The 23,400-nt window shown below is 72.4% G+C and carries 19 protein-coding genes and 3 pseudogenes; 12 read left to right on the forward strand and 10 right to left on the reverse strand.

Annotated elements, in window-relative coordinates; all coding sequences use genetic code 11:
* The first annotated feature begins 37 nt into the window (after window positions 1–37).
* The gene (locus UO65_RS09275) at window positions 38–1,030 is read left to right on the forward strand and encodes an Abi family protein (protein WP_035280686.1); all 993 of its coding nucleotides are present in this window, start codon (window positions 38–40) and stop codon (window positions 1,028–1,030) included.
* Between the two features lie 76 nt (window positions 1,031–1,106).
* On the opposite strand, the gene UO65_RS09280 is transcribed toward UO65_RS09275, so the two are convergent.
* Together UO65_RS09280 and UO65_RS09285 are read right to left on the reverse strand one after the other, a co-directional pair.
* Complete coding sequence (locus UO65_RS09280; protein WP_035280687.1) at window positions 1,107–1,814, reverse strand: AbiV family abortive infection protein; 708 nt, start codon at window positions 1,812–1,814, stop codon at window positions 1,107–1,109.
* Window positions 1,811–2,248: a MerR family transcriptional regulator gene (locus tag UO65_RS09285; RefSeq protein ID WP_233427502.1), complete on the reverse strand. Its 438-nt coding sequence runs from the start codon at window positions 2,246–2,248 to the stop codon at window positions 1,811–1,813. Before UO65_RS09285 ends, UO65_RS09280 begins: the two co-directional genes overlap by 4 nt.
* A 51-nt stretch (window positions 2,249–2,299) precedes the next feature.
* Between UO65_RS09285 and UO65_RS34470 the strand changes: the two are divergent.
* The 4 genes and pseudogenes from UO65_RS34470 to UO65_RS09300 form a co-directional block, all read left to right on the forward strand.
* A pseudogene (locus UO65_RS34470) lies at window positions 2,300–2,473 on the forward strand (branched-chain amino acid aminotransferase); the annotation flags it as partial.
* A gap of 31 nt (window positions 2,474–2,504) precedes the next feature.
* A complete protein-coding gene (locus tag UO65_RS09290) occupies window positions 2,505–2,822 on the forward strand; it encodes a hypothetical protein (protein ID WP_152552029.1) in 318 nt (105 codons plus the stop codon).
* A gap of 155 nt (window positions 2,823–2,977) precedes the next feature.
* The gene (locus tag UO65_RS09295) at window positions 2,978–3,805 is read left to right on the forward strand and encodes a serine/threonine-protein kinase (protein ID WP_035280691.1); all 828 of its coding nucleotides are present in this window, start codon (window positions 2,978–2,980) and stop codon (window positions 3,803–3,805) included.
* A complete protein-coding gene (locus UO65_RS09300; protein WP_152552030.1) occupies window positions 3,805–4,953 on the forward strand; it encodes a hypothetical protein in 1,149 nt (382 codons plus the stop codon). The genes UO65_RS09295 and UO65_RS09300 overlap by 1 nt, the downstream gene beginning before the upstream one ends.
* Here UO65_RS09300 and UO65_RS09305 read toward each other — a convergent pair.
* Both UO65_RS09305 and ychF read right to left on the reverse strand, forming a co-directional pair.
* Window positions 4,936–5,658, reverse strand: a complete 723-nt coding sequence (locus tag UO65_RS09305) for a DprA-like winged helix domain-containing protein (protein ID WP_035280694.1) — start codon at window positions 5,656–5,658, stop codon at window positions 4,936–4,938. The genes UO65_RS09300 and UO65_RS09305 overlap by 18 nt on opposite strands.
* Before the next feature lie 141 nt (window positions 5,659–5,799).
* Entirely contained in the window at window positions 5,800–6,870 is a 1,071-nt protein-coding gene (gene ychF, locus UO65_RS09310; protein ID WP_035280697.1) for a redox-regulated ATPase YchF, read from the reverse strand.
* A 342-nt stretch (window positions 6,871–7,212) separates the two neighbouring features.
* On the opposite strand from ychF, the gene UO65_RS09315 reads away from it, so the two are divergent.
* Window positions 7,213–10,434 carry a S8 family serine peptidase gene (locus UO65_RS09315; RefSeq protein ID WP_035280699.1) on the forward strand — a complete coding sequence of 1,074 codons (3,222 nt, stop codon included), beginning with the start codon at window positions 7,213–7,215 and terminating at the stop codon, window positions 10,432–10,434.
* A gap of 144 nt (window positions 10,435–10,578) precedes the next feature.
* Window positions 10,579–12,048, forward strand: a complete 1,470-nt coding sequence (locus UO65_RS09320; RefSeq protein WP_035280701.1) for an AlkA N-terminal domain-containing protein — start codon at window positions 10,579–10,581, stop codon at window positions 12,046–12,048.
* Here the strand turns inward: UO65_RS09320 and UO65_RS09325 are convergent.
* The 4 genes and pseudogenes from UO65_RS09325 to rmuC all read right to left on the reverse strand — a co-directional run bounded on the left by UO65_RS09325 (window position 12,045) and on the right by rmuC (window position 17,716).
* Window positions 12,045–15,005: an AAA family ATPase gene (locus UO65_RS09325; RefSeq protein WP_035280703.1), complete on the reverse strand. Its 2,961-nt coding sequence runs from the start codon at window positions 15,003–15,005 to the stop codon at window positions 12,045–12,047. The two genes, UO65_RS09320 and UO65_RS09325, sit on opposite strands and share 4 nt — an antisense overlap.
* Window positions 15,002–16,147: an exonuclease SbcCD subunit D gene (locus tag UO65_RS09330; RefSeq protein WP_035280705.1), complete on the reverse strand. Its 1,146-nt coding sequence runs from the start codon at window positions 16,145–16,147 to the stop codon at window positions 15,002–15,004. The genes UO65_RS09325 and UO65_RS09330 overlap by 4 nt, the downstream gene beginning before the upstream one ends.
* Before the next feature lie 75 nt (window positions 16,148–16,222).
* Window positions 16,223–16,774 (reverse strand): annotated as a pseudogene (locus UO65_RS09335) (SRPBCC family protein); the annotation flags it as partial.
* The gene (gene rmuC / locus UO65_RS09340; protein WP_035280709.1) at window positions 16,775–17,716 is read right to left on the reverse strand and encodes a DNA recombination protein RmuC; all 942 of its coding nucleotides are present in this window, start codon (window positions 17,714–17,716) and stop codon (window positions 16,775–16,777) included.
* Between the two features lie 270 nt (window positions 17,717–17,986).
* Between rmuC and UO65_RS09345 the strand changes: the two genes are divergently transcribed.
* Window positions 17,987–18,625, forward strand: coding sequence for a DUF6542 domain-containing protein (locus UO65_RS09345; protein WP_052020949.1), 639 nt, complete (start codon window positions 17,987–17,989; stop codon window positions 18,623–18,625).
* 63 nt (window positions 18,626–18,688) lie between these two features.
* On the opposite strand, the gene UO65_RS09350 is transcribed toward UO65_RS09345, so the two are convergent.
* The gene (locus UO65_RS09350) at window positions 18,689–19,645 is read right to left on the reverse strand and encodes a 4-hydroxy-3-methylbut-2-enyl diphosphate reductase (protein ID WP_084175415.1); all 957 of its coding nucleotides are present in this window, start codon (window positions 19,643–19,645) and stop codon (window positions 18,689–18,691) included.
* 89 nt (window positions 19,646–19,734) lie between these two features.
* Here UO65_RS09350 and UO65_RS09355 point away from each other — a divergent pair, with 89 nt between their 5' ends.
* The 4 genes from UO65_RS09355 to UO65_RS09370 are packed head-to-tail and all read left to right on the forward strand — an operon-like array spanning window position 19,735 to window position 22,453.
* Window positions 19,735–20,535, forward strand: a complete 801-nt coding sequence (locus UO65_RS09355) for a lipid droplet-associated protein (RefSeq protein ID WP_035280713.1) — start codon at window positions 19,735–19,737, stop codon at window positions 20,533–20,535.
* 27 nt (window positions 20,536–20,562) lie between these two features.
* Window positions 20,563–21,843, forward strand: coding sequence for an exodeoxyribonuclease VII large subunit (gene xseA, locus UO65_RS09360; protein WP_035280715.1), 1,281 nt, complete (start codon window positions 20,563–20,565; stop codon window positions 21,841–21,843).
* A gap of 2 nt (window positions 21,844–21,845) precedes the next feature.
* Window positions 21,846–22,256 (forward strand): hypothetical protein, encoded by a 411-nt coding sequence (locus UO65_RS09365; RefSeq protein WP_035280717.1) that lies wholly within the window; start codon window positions 21,846–21,848, stop codon window positions 22,254–22,256.
* Entirely contained in the window at window positions 22,253–22,453 is a 201-nt protein-coding gene (locus UO65_RS09370) for an exodeoxyribonuclease VII small subunit (protein WP_035280719.1), read from the forward strand. The genes UO65_RS09365 and UO65_RS09370 overlap by 4 nt, the downstream gene beginning before the upstream one ends.
* 18 nt (window positions 22,454–22,471) lie before the next feature.
* On the opposite strand, the pseudogene UO65_RS34475 reads toward UO65_RS09370, so the two are convergent.
* Window positions 22,472–23,349, reverse strand: a pseudogene (locus UO65_RS34475) (IS5 family transposase).
* Between the last annotated feature and the right edge of the window lie 51 nt (window positions 23,350–23,400).

A 23,400-nucleotide genomic window follows, 5' to 3' on the forward strand; every position in this document is an offset into this window, starting at 1 on the left:
GAAGGCGCGGGCTGATTTTCTTTTCGCGAGGATCTTCATGGTCGAGTACACGAAGCCTTGGCTCTCCTTGGAGCAGCAGGTCGAGCGGCTGGCGAGCCGGGGAATCGACGTGGGCGACCGCGAACACGCGGCAGCAGTCCTCAGAGCGGTGGGCTACTACCGGCTCACCGGCTACCTCTACCCGTTCCGCGAGTCCGAGCAGTACATCGATGACGACGACCGCGTGCGCACCCGCGTCCTGGGCGACTACAGGACGGAGACGACGCTGGGCCACGCCGAGGACATCATCGACTTTGACCGGCGGCTGCGCATGCTCGTCATGGACGGCGTCGAGCGCATCGAGGTCGCCGTGCGAATGCAGCTGGGCTACGTCTTCGGACGGGCCTCGGCCTTCGCCCACGAGGACCCCGCGTGCTTCACGGAGGCGTTCACCGCACCAGGCACCGACCCCGAGAGTGGAGAGCCGGTCCCCAGCTCGCACGCCAGGTGGCTGGAGCGGGCCAGCGAGCGGCGGGCCAAGTCCGACGAGCAGTTCGTCGCCCACTTCCGCGAAAAGTACGACGACCGGATGCCGGTCTGGGCGCTCACCGAGCTGCTCGAGCTCGGCCAGCTCTCCGTCCTCTACAGGGGCCTGCGCCAGCAGGACGCCGAGGAGATCGCCCTCGCCTTCGGGGTGCCGACGAAGAAGATCATGGTCAGCTGGCTCGCCAGCCTCAACTACGTCCGGAACGTCGCGGCGCACCACGCCCGGCTGTTCAACCGGAAGCTCCAGCACGCGCCCGCGCGGCCCAAGGCCGGGCAGGTGCCGGTCCTCGACCACCTCCGCGACGAGCAGACCGCCAAGGGCGTTTTCGGCACCTACAACGCGCTGGCCGTGATCGCCCACCTCCTTCCCTCGATCGAGGCGGGGACGGATTGGCACCGACGACTGGCGGACCTCTTGCGGGAGTTCCCGGCCTCGCAGGCCCTGTCGGTCGCTTCCATCGGCGTCCCCGAGGACTGGGAGTCGCTGGAGCTCTGGCGGCGATGACGTCCCTCGCGAGCCGGCTCCTTGCTGTCTCCGAGACTCCGGCCAGTGCGCGCTCGGTGCGTGCTGGTGAGTCGGCCTACTCGTCGCCATCAGCTGAGTGCTGGGCAACGAAGTTGGCGAACAACTCGGGATCCGAGTACGGCATGACCGCCCAGTGCAGGTCTTCGGCGGAGTCGATCAACGACGCATCGGGCGCATCCTGCTGGCGGGTGTGATCCTCGATCAGGTGCATCTGTACCACTTTCGCGGTGCGCCGGATGGCGTTCGCGATGTCGTCGGCGGCGATGGCCAGAGGACTGGTGATGCTTTCGCCATCGCGGTCCACATAGAAGCCCGCCTGCTTGTCGAGGTTGCGCTGCTTGGCGGTGGCGGCGAACGTCTCCAGGTCGGCACGCTCGTAGTACTCCATCCGCCGGTCCAGGCTCCAGAAACCGGCAAGCCCCGATGCGAATTGCTCGGCCACCTGCAGCTTCTCCGAGTGGGGCCGCCTGGTCGAACTCAGGCCTTCCGGCACGACCACGTCGCCAGCTGGCCGCGACTCGAGGCCGTAGAGGCCCAGCGGTGCGGTCCACTCGTACTCGGCGGCCGCGTACAGCCAGCGCGCCTTGGCGAGCTCTTCCATGGCGAGCACGATCAGCGCCTGCGCCCGACCTGGGCTGTCATGGGAAGCGAGGAGCGCAGCGTCCTCAATCAGCGCGACCGTGTTCGCCATCAGGGCCTTCCACCAGCATCGCGCAAAGTCGGCTGGGATGGTCTCCGGCTCCCTCTCGCTCGTCTTCGTCACGGACTAAGTATCGGCGGCAGTTCGTACGCTGATACGCGCAATGACATCGTGTCGCCGGTGACCGACGCGCCGTTAGTGACCCAGATGCTCGACGCGTCGATGAGCCCCTGGAGGGCGTCCCTGGTCGTCGTGAGCTCGGCGATGCGCCTGTCGTAGACCTGGAGGTGCTCGACCAGCATCGGCACCGCGCACGGCTCGAGGCGATCTGTTTCGTGGATGCAGTCGAGGAGCTCGCGGACAGCCACCACGGGCAGCCCGGCTGCGAGCAGCCGCCGGATGGAGCGGACCTGTTCGACGACGGACGGGTCGAACAGGCGCTGGCCGGTGGAGGAGCGCTCCGCGGCGATGAGCCCTTCGTTCTCGTAGTGGCGCAGCATCCGCGGCGTCGCCGATGTGAGGGCCGCGAGTTCACCGATCCGCAGCGCGCTCCCCACGGTCGCTCGGCTTGCCCCCTGATACTGGTGTCAACTCCTACGGTCGCTCGCATGACCACTTCGATCACTCTGTTCAATGGCAGGCTGGCCGAGGCGGCGGACCTCGCGCCGCTGGCCTTCGCCGGGTTCGCCCACTTCACCGCGATGCAGGTCCACGACCGCCGCGTGCGGGGCCTGGACCTGCACCTGACCCGCCTGCGGGAGGCCAGCGACGAGCTGTTCGGCTGACATCGAGGGCGAATGGGAGAATGGGTCGATGGCAGACGATCACGTGGTGGCGGCCCTGGTCGGCGACGACCCGGCGGCCCTGGCGAGAGGGATCGTGCGGCACCCCGGCATGCACATGGGCGGACCGGTGACCTTCGAACGGGCCGCGGCCCACGCCATGGGCGTCGAGATGGCCCTGATCGCCACCGACAGGCCGTCGCCGCTGACGCAGGAGGACACTGCGCTGCTGATGGAGCGGCCCGACACCGGCCGCGCGACCGAGCAGGAGCTCGCGGACATCCGCCGCCTCGAGCCGATCCTCGCGAAAGTCTTCGGGGCGCTGGGACAGCTATTAGACGCCCCATGAGCGTCGGAACTCCGGAGCTGTCGGTCGGGCCTACCTCATCATGAGCACCATCCTGCCCCGACGACGGCCGGCGCAGCGCCCCGGCCGGGCCGCACACCCGCGACACAATTGCGACAACCCCCGTCGCACCGGTGCAGGCATGTCAGGATCATGAGATGACCGACCTGCTGCACGAAGCCTGCTCCCGACTGGACGTCGCGCCCGCGCGCGCCCTCGTGCAGGGCGGGCAGAAGCAGGTGCATGTCGTGACGCACCCCGACGGCACCGAGAGCGTGCTCAAGCTCATTGACCTCGGTCTGGCCGCGGACCCGGCGGCGCTCGAGCGCGCTCGGCGCGAGGTCGACCTGCTCAAGAGCGTCGACCACCCCAACGTGGTCGCCGTCAGCTCGGACCTCCAGCTGCTCGGCGACCCGCCCGTCGCCGTGTTCTGGCTCGAGGAGCTCCTCGACGGCACCGACCTGCGCTACGGCGGATCGAGGTGGCCTTCGGAGCATCTGCTCGCGCTGGGACGGGACGTGGCGGCTGGGCTCGGCGCGCTGCATGAGAAGAAGGTCATCCACCGCGACCTCAGCCCTGGCAACGTCCAGCGGCTCGTGTCCGGGAAGTTCGTGGTGATGGACCCCGGCTTCGCCAAGCACACCCTCCGGAGCGGGCTGACCGTCGGCGGCCAACCCGGCACCCGCGGCTTCATGACGCCTGAGCACCTCCAGGCGTACTCCGGCTCGCCCACGGCCGCGTCCGACGTCTTCGGGTGCTGCGCCCTGGTCTACCTGGCGGCCACCGGCCATCCGCCCGTCCCCTACAAGGGTGACGACTTCGAGTACCTCCAGCGCCTGCGGACCGCACAGCACATACCTCTGCAGGACGCGCGCCCCGACCTGCCCGACGGCCTGGTCGCGGTCGTGGAGCGGGGGCTCCACCCCCAGCCCGCACGGCGGTACCGCAACGGCAACGCGCTGCAGCGCGCGTTCGAGGCGGCGTGATGGGGGTCTTCCTCGGCGACACGGCCCGCAACACCCTGGTCAAGTGGGCCTCGAGCGCCATACGAGGCGGGTACGCGACCGGCGCGTACCTGTCACCCTTCACCTCCCCGCGCCTGGCCAACGGCTTCAAGCGCTCGGCGCAGGACACGTCCGAACAGATCCGAGCAGCCGGCGGCGAGTTCTGGTTCGATCCGATGACCTACGCGCTGAGCATGCCCCGCGCCGGCGACTTCCGGCACTACGACACATGGGGCCTCTGGGGCGGCGCACGAGGCGACGTGTCGTCGCGCCCTGCCATGCGCGACCACATCGACCGGGTCTACGCGATTCAGAGGGAGCTCTCCAGCCCGCTCCTCGCCTCCTCCTTGCTGGTGTCCTACCCCGACACGCCCACGAGCCAGCGCGCGCTCGAGTTCGGCCAAGAAGCGATGGACGTAGAGCCCGCCGCATGGCTCACCATTGCTGGCGACCAGCAGTTCTGGGGTGCTGGCGCGGAGCTCGACGCCCACGTCGGTGCGCTGGACCAGCTGGAGCCGGCCGGCTGGCTGCTGGTCGTGACGCGGTCCGACAACGCGATGCCTCCCGGCGCGACCGCCGAAGAGGTGTACGGCCTAATGCGCACGACCTTCGCGCTCAGCCAGGACCACCCCGTGCGCGTCGCCTTCGGCGACATCGCGGCGCTGCCCGCCGCGGCCGCCGGAGCGGAGGCGGTCGGGACCGGCTGGGACATCCGCCAGCGCATCTGCGCCTACCAGGATTTCGAGGAGCGCGAAGGCGATCAGAACGGCGGCGGCTGGTACCAGCGTCCGACGCTCGGCGGGCTCATGGGCGGGCTCTCGAACCGCGAGTACTCCGTGCTGTCCTCGGAGAAGCAAGCGCTGGCCGCGCGGCTGACCCCCGGCACCATCGGCCCCAAGCCGGAGCAGGCGTTCCAGCACCACGCCTCGGTCCTCACAACGATCGTCGACGAGCTGAACGGATTGACCGGCCGCGACCGGATCGCCGCCTTGCGACGCCGCTACACGGAGGCTCGCCCCGAGTGGCAGGAAGTGAAACGGATCACCGGCGCGCCGATCGGCCCCGACCGCTGGATCAAGCCGTTCCTCGACGGACTCGAACTCTTCGCCGCGTCAGAGGGCTGGAGCTGAGGACGCTGTAGCGGCGTACAGGTGCTCGAAGCCCCACAGACGCTTCGCCGGCGCAGGACGCCTCACGCGCGGCCTGACGACCCATCCCGAGGACGAGTAGAGTCCCGCTCCGTCATGAGCGACGCGCTCCGCAGCGCGACGCACCGCCACGGGACCGACATCCCCCAGGAGGACCACGTAGTTGTCGGCCCACGAGCGGTACGCGCGGCCCTGGAGGACCGCCTTCTGCCAGTCCTTCACCTTCGCCTCGAGGGCGAACACTGATCCCCGCGGCACCAGCGCAGGGTTCACCCTGTGCGCTCCGCCGGGGGTCTTCTCCACCGCGCCCGCGCTCTCAAGACGGCTCAGCACCGGCTCGAGAGCCGCAGGCGACCACCCCACTCGCCGAGCGATCGTCGCCGACGACAGCGCCTGTCCCGGGTGCAGCACCGCCAGCACCGAGCAGTCGGCCTCGGCGAGAAGCGGCTGGACGCCCGCAGCGCCGCGCGCTTGAAGCCAGTCCCGACCGCTGGCCAGCGCGATGAAGTCGGGCAGCCCCAAGGGACTGGGCATCTCGGGGATGAGCAACACCTCGCCGGCGGTGCCTGGGAGCGAAGCCGCGGCAGGTTGAGCGAGGTCGTGCAAGATCAGCTCGGCCTGGGGTGCGAACCTGCGTCCGCCGAGCGACGAGATCGGAGCCACGACTGTCACGGTGCGCACGGTCATGGCCTCCCACCTCTTTGAGTCAACTGCGTACGGGCGAGCGCTCTGCACTTCCGCCAACGGCAAGCGTGCGCATCCCACTCGATCATCCAGATGACGACAGACACCAGATGCGTCTGCGCGCTTCCATCGCCGGCAAATGTTCTATGAGTGCCGGAACTCGACCACGTCGCCGTCGGACATGACGTAGTCCTTGCCCTCGATGCGGACCTTGCCCGCCGACTTGGCCGCGGCCATGGAGCCCGCCTCGACCAGGTCGTCGTAGGAGACGACCTCGGCCTTGATGAAGCCGCGTTCGAAGTCGGTGTGGATGACGCCCGCGGCCTGGGGGGCGGTGGCGCCCTGGGGGATGGTCCAGGCGCGGGACTCCTTGGGGCCCGCCGTCAGGTACGTCTGGAGGCCGAGGGTGTGGAAGCCCGCGCGGGCGAGGGCGTTGAGGCCCGGTTCGGTCTGGCCGACGGACTCCAGCAGTTCCCTGGTGGACTCCTCGTCCAGTTCCAGCAGTTCCGACTCGACCTTCGCGTCGAGGAACACCGCGTCGGCGGGGGCGACCATCCTGGCCAGTTCCGCGACCCGGTTGTCGTCGGTGAGGACCGACTCGTCGGCGTTGAAGACGTAGAGGAACGGCTTGGTGGTGAGCAGGGACAGCTCGCGCAGCAGGGTGACGTCCGTGCCCGCGGCGAAGAGGGTCTTGCCGGAGTCGAGGATGTCCTTGGCCGCGGTGGCCGCGTCCAGGGTGGGGCGCGCCTCCTTGCGGGTGCGGGCCTCCTTCTCCAGGCGGGGGATGGCCTTCTCCAGGGTCTGGAGGTCGGCGAGGATCAGCTCGGTGTTGATCGTCTCGATGTCCGACAGGGGGTTCACCACCCCGTCGACGTGGACGACGTCGGGGTCGTCGAAGACGCGGATGACCTGGCAGATGGCGTTGGCCTCGCGGATGTTGGCGAGGAACTTGTTGCCCAGGCCCGCCCCCTCCGAGGCGCCCTTGACGATCCCGGCGATGTCGACGAAGGACACCACGGCGGGCACGGTCTTCTCGCTGCCGAACACCTCCGCCAGCTTGTCCAGCCGGGGATCGGGCAGCGGGACGATGCCGACGTTGGGCTCGATGGTGGCGAACGGGTAGTTCGCCGCGAGCACGTCGTTGTTCGTCAGGGCGTTGAACAGCGTGGACTTGCCGACGTTGGGCAGGCCGACGATGCCGAGGGTCAAACTCACGGGTCAGGAGTCTACGGTCCGCCCCGGACGGGCTCGCCCACCCGTCCGGGAAGCCAAATAGTTACCAACACCGTTCCCAGTTTTGGTCACTCATCGTCGCTTGGACTGGGCCGTACATCCGCAGTACAGCACCCATTCGCTTGGTAACGATCGCCTCGCTCGCAGCGATGGAGCCACCCTCCGTGCGGAAACGGGTTTGACCACTCGATCGGATTAGCCCAATTGGACGCTAGTCACCGTCGAGACGGCGAACAACACTCCGTGAGCGCCCTGCTGTCGTCCGTACACCCGGTCGTGGGAGACGCGCGCCCAGCTCACCCGCTGAGGAAGAAGGAACGTGGGATGATCCAACCCGAATGGCGACGGCGACGCCGCATCGCCCTCGGCATGGCGTTCAGCACGGCGCTGGCCAGCGTCATGCTCGCCACCGGCCCGAACGCGAGCGCCGCGCCGTCCACCCCGGCACCCTCCGACGAGGGCCAGGGCATCGGCAAGCACGACCTGGAGCTGCTGAACAAGGCCCGGCAGGCGGGCCAGAAGACCGTCAAGGTCCTGATCAGCACCACCGAGGGCGGCTCCGCGGCCAAGGTCGACGAGCTGACCAGGGCGGGCGCCGAGGTCGAGTACCGCAAGGACGACATCGGCTACGTCCGCGCCGAGGTCCCGGTCGACCAGGTCAAGAAGATCGCCAAGCTGCCCGGGGTCAGCGCGCTGGACCTCGACGAGAACGTCCCGCTGCCGGACCCGCAGCCCGCGGGCGCGGTCGACCCGACGCCGCAGCCCGCCCCGGGCCCGGCGACGCCGCGGGTGAACCCGTACATGCCGATCGGTGACACGAACGCCGCGCAGTTCGTCAACGACCACCCCACCTGGGACGGCCGCGGCACGACCGTCGCCATCATCGACTCCGGTGTGGACCTCGCCCACCCGTCGCTGAACACCACCAGCACCGGGCAGCGCAAGATCACCGACTGGGTGACCTACACCGACCCCACGTTCACCGGCGGCGTCAACAACGACGACGACCCGACGTGGCTGCTGATGACCACCAAGACCACCGGCGCCGCCCAGGGCCTGCCCGGTGAGACCGGTGAGCTGCGCATCGGCACCTTCGACGAGCGCGACTCCCGCCTCGGCGGCGAGGTCGGCTCCGACGTCAACCGCGACGGCAACCCGGCCGGGTCCAAGGGCACCTTCGGCGTGCTGTGGAACCCGGCGACGAGCACCGTCTGGGTCGACACGAACCAGAACGGCACCTTCGCCGACGACAAGCCGATGACCGACTACAAGGTCAAGTACGACATCGGCCAGTTCGGCACCGACAACCCGGCCACCGCGGTCAAGGAGTCGATGCCGTTCGTCGTGCAGACCGACCCGGCCAACCAGGCCGTGAACATCGGCATCGTCTCCGGCGCGCACGGCTCGCACGTGGCGGGCATCGTCGCGGGCAACCGGCTCTTCGGCGGCACCGTGAACGGCGCGGCGCCCGGCGCCAACCTGGTCTCGGTGCGCGTCTGCCTGTTCGTCGACGGCTGCACCAACCACGCGCTGCTCGAGGGCATGATCTACGCCGCGTCGGTGGCCAACGTCGACGTGATCAACATGTCGATCGGCGGCCTGCCCGCGCTCAACGACGCCAACAACGCGCGCGCCGAGCTGTACGACCGGCTGATCAACACCTACGACGTGAACATGTTCATCTCCGCGGGCAACTCCGGCGCGGGCTCGAACACCGTCGGCGACCCGTCGGTGGCCACCGACGTCGTCTCCGTGGGCTCCTACATCACCAAGGAGACCTGGCGCAGCAACTACGGCTCGGACCTGGGCGTCTCGGAGAGCCTGCACGGCTTCTCCTCGCGCGGTCCGCGCGAGGACGGCGGGTTCAAGCCGAACATCGTCGCCCCGGGTTCGGCGATCTCCACCGTGCCGACCTGGCAGCCGGGCCAGCCGGTGGCGGGCACCTACGAGCTGCCGCCGGGCTACGCCCAGTTCAACGGCACCTCGATGGCCTCCCCGCAGGCCGCGGGCGCGGCGACGCTGCTGGTCAGCGCCGCCAAGGCCAAGGGCGTCCCGGCCGGGGCGGCGCAGATCCGCGCCGCGTTCTACTCGACCGCCCGGTTCGTCAACGGCCTCGGCGCCTACGAGCAGGGCAACGGCCTGATCGACGTGCGCAAGGCCTGGAACCTGCTCAAGAACAACCCGAGCACGGTCGACATCACCACCTCGGTGCCGGTCAACACCGCGCTGTCCGCCTTCCTCAAGACCCCGGGCGTCGGCGTCGGCATCAACGACCGCGAGGGCGTGAAGCCGGGTGACGCCTACACCCGCACCTACACCCTGACCCGCACCAGCGGCCCGGCCTCGCCGGTGACCTACAAGGTCGACTGGGTGGGCAACGACGGCACCTTCAGCTCCGACAAGAAGGTGACGCTGCCGCTCAACAGCGCGGTCAAGTTCCCGGTGACGGTCAAGGCGGGGACCGCGGGCATCCACTCCGCGATCATGAACCTGGACAGCCCGACGACCGGGGCGATCGACGGCCAGACCCTCAACACCGTCGTCGCGGCCCAGGACTTCACCGCGGCCAACGGCTACACCGTGCGCAACGGCGGGCAGATCGGCCGCAACCAGTCGAAGTCGTACTTCTTCCGCGTCCCGCCGGGCACCCCGGCGTTCAAGGTCGACCTGCAGGGCGGCGGGACCACCCCGGGCGCGGGCCAGATCCGCTTCCTGCGGTTCCACCCGTACGGCGTCGGCATCGAGTCCAACTCCACGCCGAACTGCTACAACCCGTCGGTCTCCGGCTGCGACGCCGGTGACCCGACCAGCCGCACGGTCAGCAACCCGCAGGCCGGTGTGTGGGAGATCGTGGTGGAGGCCCGCCGCACCTCCGACGCCGCCACCGCGCCGTTCACGCTGACCGCCTCGGTGCTCGGCGCGACCGTGTCCCCGAACCCGGACACGATCGCCACGGCCACCAAGGGCACGCCGGTCGCCAGGACGTACACGCTGAAGAACCTGTTCGGCCCGTTCACCGGCAAGGCGAGCGGCACGAACCTGGGCAGCGCCAAGAAGGGCGTGCTGTCCATCGCGGACGGCGCGAGCCAGCAGTACCAGATCGCGGTGAGCCCGGGCTCCACGTCGCTGCGGGTCAAGATCGGCAACACCTCCGACGCGGGTGCCGACCTCGACCTGGCCGTGTACCGCTGCGCGCCGTCGTGCGCGCTGGTGGGCCAGTCGGCCGACGGCGACTCCGAGGAGGAGGTGACCATCGCCAACCCGGCGGCGGGCACCTACGTGGCGCTGGTCGACGGTTACGCGGTGCCCGCGGGCACCACGGACTACGACTACCTCGACGTGTTCACCAACCCGGCCTTCGGGTCGGTGGCGGTCACCGACGCCAACGCCAACCGGGCCGCGGGCGCGTCCTGGACGGTGCCGGGCACGGTGACGGCGAACCTGGCCCCGGCCGCGGGCCGGGTCCTGCTGGGCAACGTCGAGGTGCGCACCGACGCCGGTGTGCTCGTCGGCTCCGGCGACGTGGTCGTGCAAGCGGTTTCGTGACCTGCCGCACCGGGTGAGCACCCGGTGGTCGACGGCTGCGGGGACCTGCCCTTCCGGGCAGGTCCCCGTTGTCATTTCCGCCAACCCGAGGCACATGTCTCTTTCTCGCCAGACCAGCGGGTCCGCCGCCGGCAGCATGGTCCGGTGTTGATCGACCCGGAGCTGGCCCACCGCGCCGCCGCCGTCCGCGACACGCGGTTCGACGGGCAGCTGATCCTGGCTGTCCGCACGACCGGGGTCTACTGCAGGCCCGCCTGCCCGGCGGCCACCGCCCGGCGGCGCACCGCCGAGTTCTTCCCCACCGCCGCGGCGGCCCAGCAGCAGGGCTACCGCGCCTGCCTGCGCTGCCTGCCCGACGTCGTCCCCGGCTCCCCGGAGTGGAACACCCGCGGCGACCTGGCGGGTCGGGCGATGCGGCTGATCCTCGACGGGGTCATCGAGCGGGAGGGCGTGCCGGGCCTGGCGCGGCGGGTGGGCTACTCCGAGCGGCACCTGACCCGGGTGCTCACCGCGGAGCTGGGCGCGGGCCCGCTGGCGCTGGCCAGGGCGCAGCGCGCGCACCTGGCCCGGCTGCTGATCGAGACGACCGCGCTGACGGTGTCGGACGTGGCGTTCGCCTCCGGCTTCGCCAGCGTCCGCCAGTTCAACGACACGGTCCGCTCCGTGTTCGCCGCCACCCCCTCGGAGCTGCGCACGGCCGCGAGCCGCCGGGTCGGGCGAAGACGCCACCCCGCCACCCCCGGCCGCGTCACCCTCCGCCTCCCCGTGCGGACCCCGTTCGACGCCGCGGGCATCCTGGCGTTCCTCGGCGCCCGCGCCATCCCCGGGGTCGAGAGCGCCTCCCCCGGCCGCTACGCCCGCACCCTGCGCCTGCCGCACGGCCCCGCCACCGCCCACCTGCGCCCCGCGGGCACCCACGTCGAGTGCACCCTCCGCCTGGCCGACCTGCGCGACCTGGGCACCGCCGTGGCCCGCCTCCGCCGCCTCTTCGACCTCGACGCCGACCCCACCGCGATCGACCGGGTGCTGGCGGCGGACCCGGCCCTGGCCCCGTCGGTGGCGGCCATCCCCGGCATCCGCGTCCCCGGCAGCGTGGACGGCACCGAGACGGTGCTGCGCGCCCTGCTGGGCCAGCAGCTCACGGTGTCGGCGGCCCGGGCCGCCGCCCGCCGGTTGAGCGACTCGGTGGGTGAGCCGCTGCCCGCGCCGGACGGTGAGCTGACGACGCTGTTCCCGTCGGCGGCGGCGGTGGCCGAGCGGGGGGCGGAGGTGTTGGCGGGGCCGACCCGGCGGGTGGACACGATCCGGGCCGTGTGCGCCGCGATCGCCTCCGGGGAGCTGGAGTTGCACGTGGGGGTCGATCCGGAGACGTTGCGGTCCCGGTTGCAGTCCTATCCGGGGATCGGGCCGTCGACCGCCGGGTACGTGGTCATGCGGTTGCTCGGGGAGCCGGACATCCTGCCGCCCAACGACATCGCGGTGCGGACGGGTGCGGGTCCCGTTATGTCCACATCGGACGATTCCGGGGATCGTGGGCGGTTGTGGAGCCCGTGGCGCTCCTACGCCGGAATGCACCTGTGGCGGGCCACTGCCCGCGCGACACCGGAGCCCTAGACGCCGGTCACCTGGATGGTGGAGCCGGTGCGGGCCTTGGCGACGCGGAGGCGGACGGGGACGCGTTGGCGGAGTTCTTCGACGTGGGAGACCAGGCCGACCACCCGGCCGCCGGAGCGGAGGTCGTCGAGGATGGTCATGACGTCGTCGAGGGTGTTGGCGTCGAGGGTGCCGAAGCCCTCGTCGACGAAGAGGGTGTCGAGGAGGGCTCCGCCGGATTCGGCGGCGACCACGTCGGCCAGGCCGAGGGCCAGGGCCAGGGAGGCGATGAAGGACTCGCCGCCGGAGAGGGTCTTGGCGGGGCGGACCCGGCCGGAGTAGTCGTCGAGGACGTCGAGGCCGAGGCCGCCGCGGGTGCCGTGCCTGCCCGCCGCCGCCGAGTGCTGGAAGGAGTAGCGGCCCTGGCTCATCTCGCGGAGGCGGGCGGAGGCCGACAGGGCCACCTCCTCCAGGCGGGCCGCGAGGACGTAGGAGCGCAGCGACATCTTGGCGGCGTTCTGGCCGCGGCCGTTGACCACGTCGGTCAGGGCGTCGAGTTCGGCGAAGTCCGCTTCCACCGGGGCCAGGGCCGTCCACGCCGCGCGCAGGCGCTTGCCGAGGTCGCGGACGTCGACGAAGCGGGCGTGCGCCTGCTGGGCCGACGCGTACGCCTGCTGGGCGTCGGCGCGGGCGACGGCGGCGGCTTCCACCAGTGGCCCGAGGTCGACCGCCGTGTCCGGGAGGACGCCGGACAGGTCCGGGTCCGACAGGGTCGCCCGGTGTTGCTTCTCCGCGGCGGCGGCGTCGGCGAGCCTGCCCCGGAGCTTGTCGACGACGGTGTCCTCGCGGGCCGCGCCCAGCGCCTCGCCCGGTGAACCGAACCCGGCGAGGGTGACCGCGTCGCGCACCGCGCGCTCCTGCTCGACCACCCGCTCCCGGGCCGCCGCCAGCGCGGCGCACGCGTCCGCCAGCCGGTCCACCAGCGCGACCCGGCGCTGCACGTCGCCCACCCGGTCGGCGACGGTGGCGAACGACCCGCGCGCCCGCTCCACCGTGGACCGGCGTTCCGCGATCACCGCCACCAACTGCACCCGGGTGGACCCCAGCGACGCCAGGGTGCGGTCCAGTTCGTCGCGCCGCGCCCGCAACCCCTCCGCGTCCTGCTCGACGTCCTGGAGTTCCTTCTCCAGCACCTCGAACCGGGCCGCGGCCTCGCGGGCCGCCTCGAACCGGGTGCGGACCTCGGCGGACTCGGCGTCGAGGTCGACCTCCGCCCACGGGGTGAGCCGCGCCAGCAGCGCGTCGACCGCCGCCTGGGCCGCGACGACCTGTTCCCGCCCGCGTTCCCTGGCCCGCAGCGCCTGCTGCTCGGCCTCCTGCGCGGCCCGCTCGTCGGCGGCCGTGGCCACGACGTCCGAGGGGTGCGCGGGCACCGGGTGCGCCGCGGACCCGCAGACCGGGCACGGCTGCCCGTCGGCCAGCCCGGCGGCCAGTTCCGCCGCCATCCCGTCCAGCCGCGCCTGCCGCAGCACCTGCACCCGCTCGCGGGCGTCCTGGTGGGCGTCGACGACCTCGCGGTCGTGGTCCCGGGCGTCCTCCAGGGCCGCGCGGGCGCGCGGCAGCCCGTCCCGGTCGCGCGCGGCGGCGGCCAGTTCGTCGCGCCGGGCCCGCAGCCCGTCCACCGCGGCCCCGGCCGCGGTGGCCTCCGCCAGCGCCTCCCGCGCCGCCGCGATCCGCTCGGGGAACCCGGAGAGCCGCGACGCCACGCGAACCCGTTCGTCCTCCGCCGACCCGACCTGCCGCAGCAGCACCGACAGCCGTTCCTCGTCCTGCTCCTGCCGGTCCGCCTCGGCGACCAGCCCGCCCAGCGCCCCGGCTTCCTCGCGCAGCCCACCGGCCAGCGCCCGCAGTTCCTCGACGTCCGAGGACACCGGGAGCCCGTGCCGCTCCGCCGCGTCCGCGTGTTCCCGGACGGCGGCCTCCGCGACCTCGACGGCCCGCCGGGCCCGCCGCGACTGCTCCTCGGCGGCCACCACCGGCTGCGCCCGCCGGGCGTCGTCCAGCTCCGCGCGCCACGCCGCCCTGGCCCCGGCCTGCGCGGCCAGTTCCGCCAGTTCGTCGGTGGCCCGGCGGACCCGCCGCGCCTTCTCCGCCAGCGACTTCCCCCGGGCCAGTTCCTCCTCGGCCTCGGTCCGCATGGCGGCGGTCCGCTCCACCGCCGCCGAGGTCTCCCGGTCCAGGACCGCCGCGGCCGAGACGACCCCGTCCAGCCACTCGACGTCCGGTTCCTCCGGCGGCTCGTCCCCGGCGGCCTGCGCGAAGCGGGCCAGCAGCTCGCCCGCGCCGACCCTGGCCCGGTCCAGTTCGCGGCGCCGCTCCTGGCGGCGGTCGCGGAACCAGCGCTCGACGCGCTCGAAGTTCTGCGTGCCGAACAGCTTCTCCAGCAGCGTCTCGCGCTCGTCGGTGCTCGACCGCAGGAACCGGGCGAAGTCGCCCTGCGGCAGCAGGACCACCTGGAAGAACTGGTCCTTGGTCATGCCAAGGAGCCGCTCCACGGTGTCGGCGACCTCGTCGATGCGGGTGATGCCGTCCGGGGCGTGCCCGGAGGGGGCGGTGCCGACCCAGCTCAGCGACACCTTGGCGTTCTGCGTGGTGACGCCCGCGCCGCGCTTCTTGGGGCGCTCGTACTCCGGGGAGCGCACGATCCGCAGCCGGTGCGACTGCACGGTGAGGTCGAGGGCGACCTGGGTGTGCAGGTCGGCGGAGGCGTGGTCGCAGCGCAGCCGCTTGGTCTCGCCGCGCATCCCGGGCACCGAGCCGAACAGCGCGAACGCCACCGCGTCGAGCAGCGTGGTCTTGCCCGCGCCGGTGTCGCCGTGCAGCAGGAACAGGCCCTCGGCGCCGAGCACGTCGAAGTCGACCTCCTCGGTGCCCGCGTACGGCCCGAACGCCGACAGCTCCAACCGGTGCAGCCTCACCGGCGACCCTCCGCGGCCACGGCGGCCAGCGCCTCGCGCAGCAGCGCCTCCTCGGTCCCGGTCGGCTCGCTGCCGCGCACGTCGGTGACGAAGCAGCAGGCGACCTCCTCGTCCGGTTTGCCGCGCACGGCCTCGCGGTAGCGCAGCTCCGCCGTCCCGCCCTCCGGGTTCCACTCCAGGTGCGCCGCGTGCGGGAACCGCTCCCGCAACCGGCGCATGGCGTCCAGCGGCCGGACCCGGTCGGTCAGTTCCACGCTGAGGAACTTGTCCACCAGCGGTTCGTGCGCCGGGTCCACCAGCAGGTCCTCCAGTTCCCCGCGCACCGAGGCCAGTTCGCGCGGCACCGGCAGCTCGCGCCGCTCGACGCCGAGCAGCCCGCCCGCGTCGAACTCCACCAGCCACACGGACTTGCGCTGCCGGGCCTCGGAGAACGAGTACGCCAGCGGGCTGCCCGAGTAGCGCAGGTTCTCCGCGAGCACCTGCGGGCCGTGCAGGTGCCCGAGCGCCACGTAGTCCACGCCGTCGAAGGTCGAGTCGGGCACGTGCGGCACCCCGCCGACGGCGATGGTCCGCTCGGAGTCGCTGACCTCGCCCCCGGTCACGAAGGCGTGCGCGAGGACCACCGACCGCGTGCCCTCCGGCCGCCCGGCCAGGTCCTCGCGCACCCGGCGCATCGCCTCGCCGAGCACGCCGCTGTGCCCGCGCAGCTCCGGCATGCCCAGGGCGTGCCGGGCGGGTTCGGGTTCGAGGTAGGGGATGCCGTAGAGGGCGACCGGGCCGTGCGCGTCGGCCAGCAGCACCGGCCGGTGCAGGTCGGCGGCGGTGGTGCGCAGGTGCAGCCCGCCCGCCTCGGCGAACCCGGCGAACGCCCCCAGCCGCGCGGCCGAGTCGTGGTTGCCCGGGGTGATCACGATCCGCGCGCCCGCCTCGGCGAGCCTGCCCAGCACCCGCGTGCAGGTGGCCACCGCCTCGGCGGAGGGCACCGCGCGGTCGTAGAGGTCGCCGGACACCACGACCGCGTCGACGCGCTCGTCGGTGACCAGGTCGGCGAGGCCGCCGAGCACGGTCTCCTGTTCGGCGAGCAGGTCGCGGCCGTGGAACGTGCGCCCGACGTGCCAGTCGGAGGTGTGCAGCACGCGCATGAGCGACCACGGTAGGACGTCGGTGCGCCGGGCCGGGGCAGACACGCCGACCGAACGCGCGTTCGACCCGCCGACCTACTGCGCGGCGGGCAGCGGGCGCCCCGTCTCCAGGTAGGACTTGAGGCTGGAGGCCACCAGCGGCCAGCCCTCGCCGACCATCGCCCGAACGGTGCTGCCCTGGTCGAACCCGCCGTGCACCACGGTGAGCTTGACCAGCGCGCCCTCCGGTTCGATCTCGAAGGTGACCCGCGAGCGGGACTCCGCGGCGAGCCGGGCGCGCAGTTCCTCGGCGATGCCCACGCGCTCGGCCCAGGTGGTGGTGAAGGTGTGCCAGGTGTAGCTCAGCCGCCGGGGCGGGTCGGACTCCAGCACCACCTGCTCCGGGTCGTCCTCGCCGTCCCAGGTCATGGGGGCGCCCTCGTCCCAGGTGGAGAGCTGTTCGGTGCCCCACCAGTACTCGCGGGTGAAGGCGGGGTCGGTCAGCGCCCGCCACAGCTTCTCGGGGGTGGTGTCGATGTAGGTGGTGTAGACGAAGTCGGGGTCGGTCACGGGGTTCTCCATGCGGCGCTTGAGGTCGGCGAGGGCTTGCGCGCGAGGGCGGTCGTAGCGCCGAATCCAGCGGTCGGCTCAGTCGTCCGCGGACCCGTCCACCTCGAACAGCCCGTTGGGCTCGTCCACCCGGCGGATGGCGGGCAGCGGCGTCGGGCTGCCCGCCGCGTCGGTCAGCGGCGCCACCGCGCCCCGGAACTGCTCCAGGGCGTCCAGCTCCCGGCGCCGGGCCGAGATGAAGCGCTGCAGGTGCGTGCTCGACAGGTTCACCGCGTCCAGGGCGCCCGCGGCGGCCCGGTGCGCCGCGGCCGACTGCGCCCGGACGGCGGCGACGTCGGCGGCGATCGTGCGCTCGGTGGCGGCGAACAGCGCGGCCGAGGCGATGACGGCGAACCCGGTGGGCCCGCACAGGAACACCCGCCGGTCCATCAGCCAGCGCAGCAGCTCCGGGTCGGCGTCCAGGGCGGCCACGACGGCGGCGTCGGACGGGACGAACATGATCGTCCCGTAGATGGCGTCCGCCCAGCGCTGGTAGCCCTTGCCCGCCAGGTCGACCGCCCGGGAGCGGATGTTGCGCACGTGCACCCGCAGCGCGTCCAGCCGCTCCTCGGCGTCGTCGGTCTCCACCGCCTCGACCCAGGTGGCCATGCTCATCTTCGCGTCGACCGGGACGCGGCGGCCGTCGCCGACGAGCAGCAGCAGGTCCGGCCGGGCCGCGCCGCCGCCCGCCACGTCGGTCTGCACGGAGAAGTGCAGCCCCTCGCGCATCCCCAGCGCCCGCGCGGTCTCCACCAGCACCTGCTCGCCCAGCTCACCGCGACCGCTGATGGAGGCGAACGCGACCTCGTAGCGGCGCAGCGCGCTCTGGTGGGCGTCGGAGCGCACCCGTTCGGCGGCCACCTCGGCGCGGAAGGCGTCCGCCCGGCGGTTGCTGTCGTCGTACAGGCGCCGGAACACCACCAGGGCGGCGGCCAGCAGCAGCGCCAGCACAGCGGTCAGGGTGCCGAACACGGCGGTCACAGTCGGTCTCCTCGGGAGGTCGGCGGGCGATCATTAGCCCACACCCCCGGCTCCCCGGCGGGGAGCGACCCGGGCACCCATCGGGTCCGGCGACTGGTCATTCCGGGCGCCGAGCGGTCCACGACGCGGGCGAATGGCCGAACCGGACCCCGGAAACGGACACGAATCCGCCCGAACTTGTGACGCGGGCCACCGAATCGGGTGGGCCGGGCGCCGGGTTCGCCCCGATCTTCGCGGTCTCCTTACCCCGACGGACTAACGTGTACCGGCGTGACCGCGACTCGCGATCGCCAAAGCGATCTGGACGATGACCGCGCCGGGCCCGCGTGGGACGAGCGCCCCCTGTTCGGCGCCTCCCGGGGCCTGCCGTGGTGGGGCGCGGTGCTGCTCGCGCTCGCCCTGTCCGCGATCGCGGCCGTGGTCGACATGCAGCGGCAGGAGACCCTCGGCGGCATCTACCAGGGCGGGTTCGTCCTGGGCTGCGTCGCCGCGGTGTGCCTGGTGCGCAGGCGCAACCTGTTCGGCCCGATGGTGCAGCCGCCGCTGGTGTTCGCGGTGACCGCGGCGGGCGCGCTGATCGCGCTGAGCCCGGACGAGGGGAGCGGCCGCAAGCAGTTGCTCATCACGGTCGCGTTCCCGCTGACCAGCAACTTCCCCACCATGGCCATCACCACGGCGGTCTGCGTGGCGATCGGGGTGGCCCGGCTGCTGCGGCAGCGCGACCCCGCCAGGGACACCGGGGACCGGGGTGCCGACGACGCGGCGCCGCGCGAGCGCAAGCCGCGCCAGGAGACCCGGGAGCGCCGCCCCCGCCCGCCGCGCGAGGAGGCCAAGCGCGAGCCGCGCCCGGACCGCGGGCCGCGCGACCCCAACCGCAAGCCCACCACGCGCAAACCCCGCCCGGAATAGCCCCGGGACAGCACGAGAGCCGAGACCCGGTGTCGGGTCTCGGCTCTCGTCGCGTCTCGGCGCTCAGGCGGGCTTGAGGTCCTTGCGCAGCTCCGGCGGCAGCGCGAAGGTGATCTTCTCGTTGGCCGTGGTGACCTCGTCGACCTGGCCGTAGCCGCGCTCGGCCAGCCACGCCAGCAGGTCCATCACCAGGTTGTCCGGCACCGAGGCGCCGCTGGTGACACCGACCGTGGTCACGCCGTCGAGCCAGGCCTCGTCCACCTCGTGCGCGTAGTCCACCAGGTACGAGGCGTTCGCCCCGGCCTGCACCGCGACCTCGACCAGCCGCTTGGAGTTCGAGGAGTTCACCGACCCGACGACCAGCACCAGCTCGCACTCCGGCGCCAGCGCCTTCACCGCGAACTGGCGGTTGGAGGTGGCGTAGCAGATGTCGTCGCTGGGCGGGTCCTGCAGGTCCGGGAAGCGGTTCTTGAGCTGGTTGACCCGCACCATGGTCTCGTCGACCGAGAGCGTGGTCTGCGACAGCCAGATGACCTTCGACGGGTCGCGGACCACGACCCGGTCGACGTCCTCGGCGGTGTCGACCAACTGCACGTGCTCGGGCGCCTCACCGGCGGTGCCCTCGACCTCCTCGTGCCCCTCGTGGCCGATCAGCAGGATGTCGTAGTCGTCCTTGGCGAACCGCTTGGCCTCGTAGTGCACCTTGGTCACCAGCGGGCAGGTGGCGTCGATCGTGCGCAGGTTGCGCTCGGCCGCCTGCTCGTGGACCGCGGGCGAGACGCCGTGCGCGGAGAACACGACCATGGCGCCCTCGGGCACCTCGTCGGCCTCGTCGACGAAGATGGCGCCGCGCTCGCGCAGCGTCTCCACGACGTGCTTGTTGTGCACGATCTCCTTGCGGACGTAGACGGGCGCGCCGTAGGTTTCCAGGGCCTTCTCCACCGTGATGACGGCCCGGTCGACACCGGCGCAGTAGCCGCGCGGCTTGGCCAGCAACACGCGCTTGGTCGGAGCACTCATACCGCCCAGGGTACGTGTGGCCCGGGTCTCGCGAAGAGGGCGCCGTGGCCCGCTGTGCAGAACCGGCGGATTCCGGCAGGCTGGTGCCCATGAAGCCCCTCCCCCTGCCGGTGCGCCTCGCGGCCGGGCTCGCGGCCACGGCGGTCGAGCGCGCCCGGGACCTGCCCCGCCGGATCGTCGGTCTCCCGGTCACCATCGCCAGCCAGGCGCTGCAGGCGTCCATGCGGGTGCAGCAGCAGGTCACCGAGTTGGCCGTCAAGGGCGACGAGGCGCTGGCCCTGCTGCGCCCGGTCGAGGAATCACCGGAATGGGCGACTTTCGACGAGGACGTCGACCCGGTCGCCCCGCCCGCCGCCACCGGCCCGCGCCGCCCCGCCTTCGACCGGGTCACCGACGACGACCTGGACGACCTCGACGACGACCTGGACGCCGGGTTCGACGAGGGGTTCGACCTGGACGACCTGGACGACGAGTCCGACGGCGACGGGTCCGAGGAGGACGGGTCCACCCCGGACACCGCGGCCTCCGCGTCCACCGTGGACCCCACGGCCGAGGTGGCCGTCGACGGGGGCGCCGGGATCGCCGAGGCCGACGTGGCGGACGACCCGGCGGCCGGGGCCGCCGCGGAGCGGGCCGCCGAGGAGGCGGCGCTGGAGGCCGAGGCCACCGGCGCCGACCCGTGGGAGCAGGAGCAGAAGGCGATCGCCAACGCCCCCGCCGCGGTCCCCAACTACGACGAGCTGTCGCTGCCGCAACTGCGCGCCCGGCTGCGCACGTTCTCCGTCGCCGACCTGGAGGAACTGCTGTCCTACGAGCGCTCCGGGGAGAACCGCGCGTCGTTCGTCGGCATGCTCACCCGGCGCATCGAGACGGTGCGCGACCAGCAGTGACCCGACCGAGCCCGACCGAAAGCCACCGTGACTGAGAACAGCACCGCCGACGGCACCACCGCCAAACCCGGCTCCACGCCCGAGGAACCGTGGCCGGTCCGCACCGTGGCCCGCAAGATCGCCGACTGGATCAACCGGCTCGGCACCGTGTGGGTCGAGGGCCAGTTGACGCAGATCTCCGCCCGCCCGGGCACCGGCACCGCCTTCCTCACCCTGCGCGACCCGGCGGCGGACGTGTCGATGACGGTCACCTGCGCCACCGGCGTGCTGCGGCGGCACGAGCCGCCGCTGACCGACGGCACCCGGGTCGTCGTGCGCGCGAAGCCGACGTTCTTCCTCAACCGCGGCACGCTGAGCCTGCGCGCCGACGAGATCCGGGCCGTGGGCGTCGGCGAGCTGCTGGCCCGCATCGAGCGGCTGCGCAGGCTGCTCGCCGCCGAGGGCCTGTTCGACGCGCGGCGCAAGCGCAGGCCGCCGTTCCTGCCGCGCAAGGTCGGCCTGATCACCGGCCGCGCCTCGGCCGCCGAGCACGACGTGCTGGTCAACGCCACCGCGCGCTGGCCCGCGGTGGCGTTCCGGGTGGAGAACGTGGCCGTGCAGGGCGCGACGGCGGTGCCGCAGATCCTCGACGCGCTGCGGGTGCTCGACCGCGACCCGGAGGTGGAGGTCATCGTGATCGCCCGCGGCGGCGGCAGCGTGGAGGACCTGCTGCCGTTCTCCGACGAGGCGCTGTGCCGGGCGGTGTCGGACTGCCGCACGCCGGTGCTCAGCGCGATCGGGCACGAACCGGACACCCCGCTGCTCGACCACGTGGCCGACGTGCGCTGCTCCACCCCGACCGACGCGGGCAAGCGGGTGGTGCCGGACGTGGCCGAGGAGTCCGCGCGGGTGCGCCAGGCCCGCGACCGGGCCCGCCGGGCGCTGCACGGGTGGGTGGACCGCGAACTGCGGCTGCTGACCCAGCTGCGCAGCAGGCCGGTGCTGGCCGACCCGGTGTCGCCGCTGCTCAGGCGGGCCGAGGAGGTGCGCGCGCTGACCGAGCGGGGCAGGCGGGCGCTGCTGGGCAGGCTCGCCGAGGAGTCCGCCGGGCTGGCCGCGACCCGGGCCCGCTTGACGACCCTGGGGCCAGCCGCCACGCTTGCCCGTGGGTATGCGGTCGTCCAGCGGACCGATGCCGACGGGGTCCCCCGCGTGCTGCGCTCGACCGACGACGCCGCCGAGGGCGCGACCCTGCGGATCAGGCTGGCCGACGGCGCCCTGCACGCGGTCGTGTCCGGCGACCGGGACCCGGCGCACGAGGGGAGGTAGCGGTGGCCACGACCAGCAACGAACCCACCTTCCTGCCGCTCACCCTCTCCACCGCGTGCACCATCTCCCGCGACCCCGGCTCCCCCCGCTCGGCCCGCGAGGTGCACTGGTCGGCGATCCGCGCGGACGCCGCCGCCGCCGAGGCGTGGGCCACCCTCCTGGCGGGCTGCGCCAACACCGGCCGCCACCAGCTCCCCCGGCGCCTGCGCGAGCTGTGCACGGCGGCGGGCCTGTACGCGGGCCCCACCGCCCCGGCCAACCAGACCCGGATCAACCGGGCGGGCGCCCGCATCACCGAGGCCGTGACCGACCGCGACGGCGCCGACTTCGCCGAGGCGTTCGTCGGCTTCGACCAGGCGGTGGCCACCGTCCTCGCCCGAGCCCTGACCCGTCTGGAGAGCCCAGCAAGGTGACCACCCCCGGCTACGAACAGGCCCGCGACGAACTGGTGGCGGTCGTCGCCAAACTGGAGGCGGGCGGCCTCTCCCTGGAGGAGTCGCTGACCCTCTGGGAACGCGGCGAAACCCTGGCCAAGATCTGCGACAAGCACCTGGCGGGCGCCCGCGAGCGGGTGGAAACCGCCCTGGCCGCCGCCGAGGCCGACGACTAGGGCCTGTCCTGCGGATCTTCACTTGAGATGGAGGACGATGCAGGCGAGGATGATCTCGGCTCGGTGGTAGGCGGCTCGTTTGGCGAACCTGGTGGCCAGGCCGCGGAACTGCTTGAGCCGGTTGAAACAGCGTTCGACGACGTTGCGCATCTTGTAGATGTCGGTGTCGAAGGCCGGTGGCCTGCCACCGGCCGAGCCCTTGGCCTTGCGGTGGGCGACCTGGTCGACACGCTCGGGGATAGTGGCCTTGATCCGTCGCTGTCGTAGCGCGGTGCGGGTGCTCGGGTGGGCGTAGGCCTTGTCGGCGATCACCCGCCCGACCCGCACCCGCTGCCCGTCGACGTCGATGTCATCGATGTCCTCAAGCAGCGGCAGCAGTTGCGGGTTGTCCCCGGCCTGGCCGGGGGTGAGGATCACCGCCAGCGGCAGACCGGCCGCGTCGACGGCCAGATGGAGCTTGGTCGTCAGCCCTCCGCGGGAGCGTCCGAGGCATTCCCCGTCGATGGCGAGGTTCTCGATCCAGTCCGCGCAGCCCCCTTTTTCCGGGCACCGGCCGCGTGTTGGTGGGCCCGGATGCTCGTGGAGTCGACGCTGACCACGAAGGCCACGTTGTCCTCGAGTGTCCCGAGTGAGTCGTCTTTGACGATCACGTGCTCCAGTATCCGGTCCCACGTCCCGTCGGCGGTCCACTTCCGCAACCGTTCGTGCGCTGTCTTCCACGGCCCATACCGTCCTGGCAGGTCACGCCAGGGCGCGCCGGTGCGTTCCTTCCACAGGATCGCGTCGATCACCTGCCGGTGACTGCGCCACCGACCACCGCGCTGCCCGCTCTGCGCGGGCAGCAACGGCGCGATCGCAGCCCAGGCCTTGTCCGTCAGCTCACCACGTCCGACCACACCCCATCATCTGCACACGATCATGGGAAAGATCCGCAGGACACGCCCTAG

The organism is Actinokineospora spheciospongiae (assembly GCF_000564855.1).
Lineage (GTDB): Bacteria > Actinomycetota > Actinomycetes > Mycobacteriales > Pseudonocardiaceae > Actinokineospora > Actinokineospora spheciospongiae.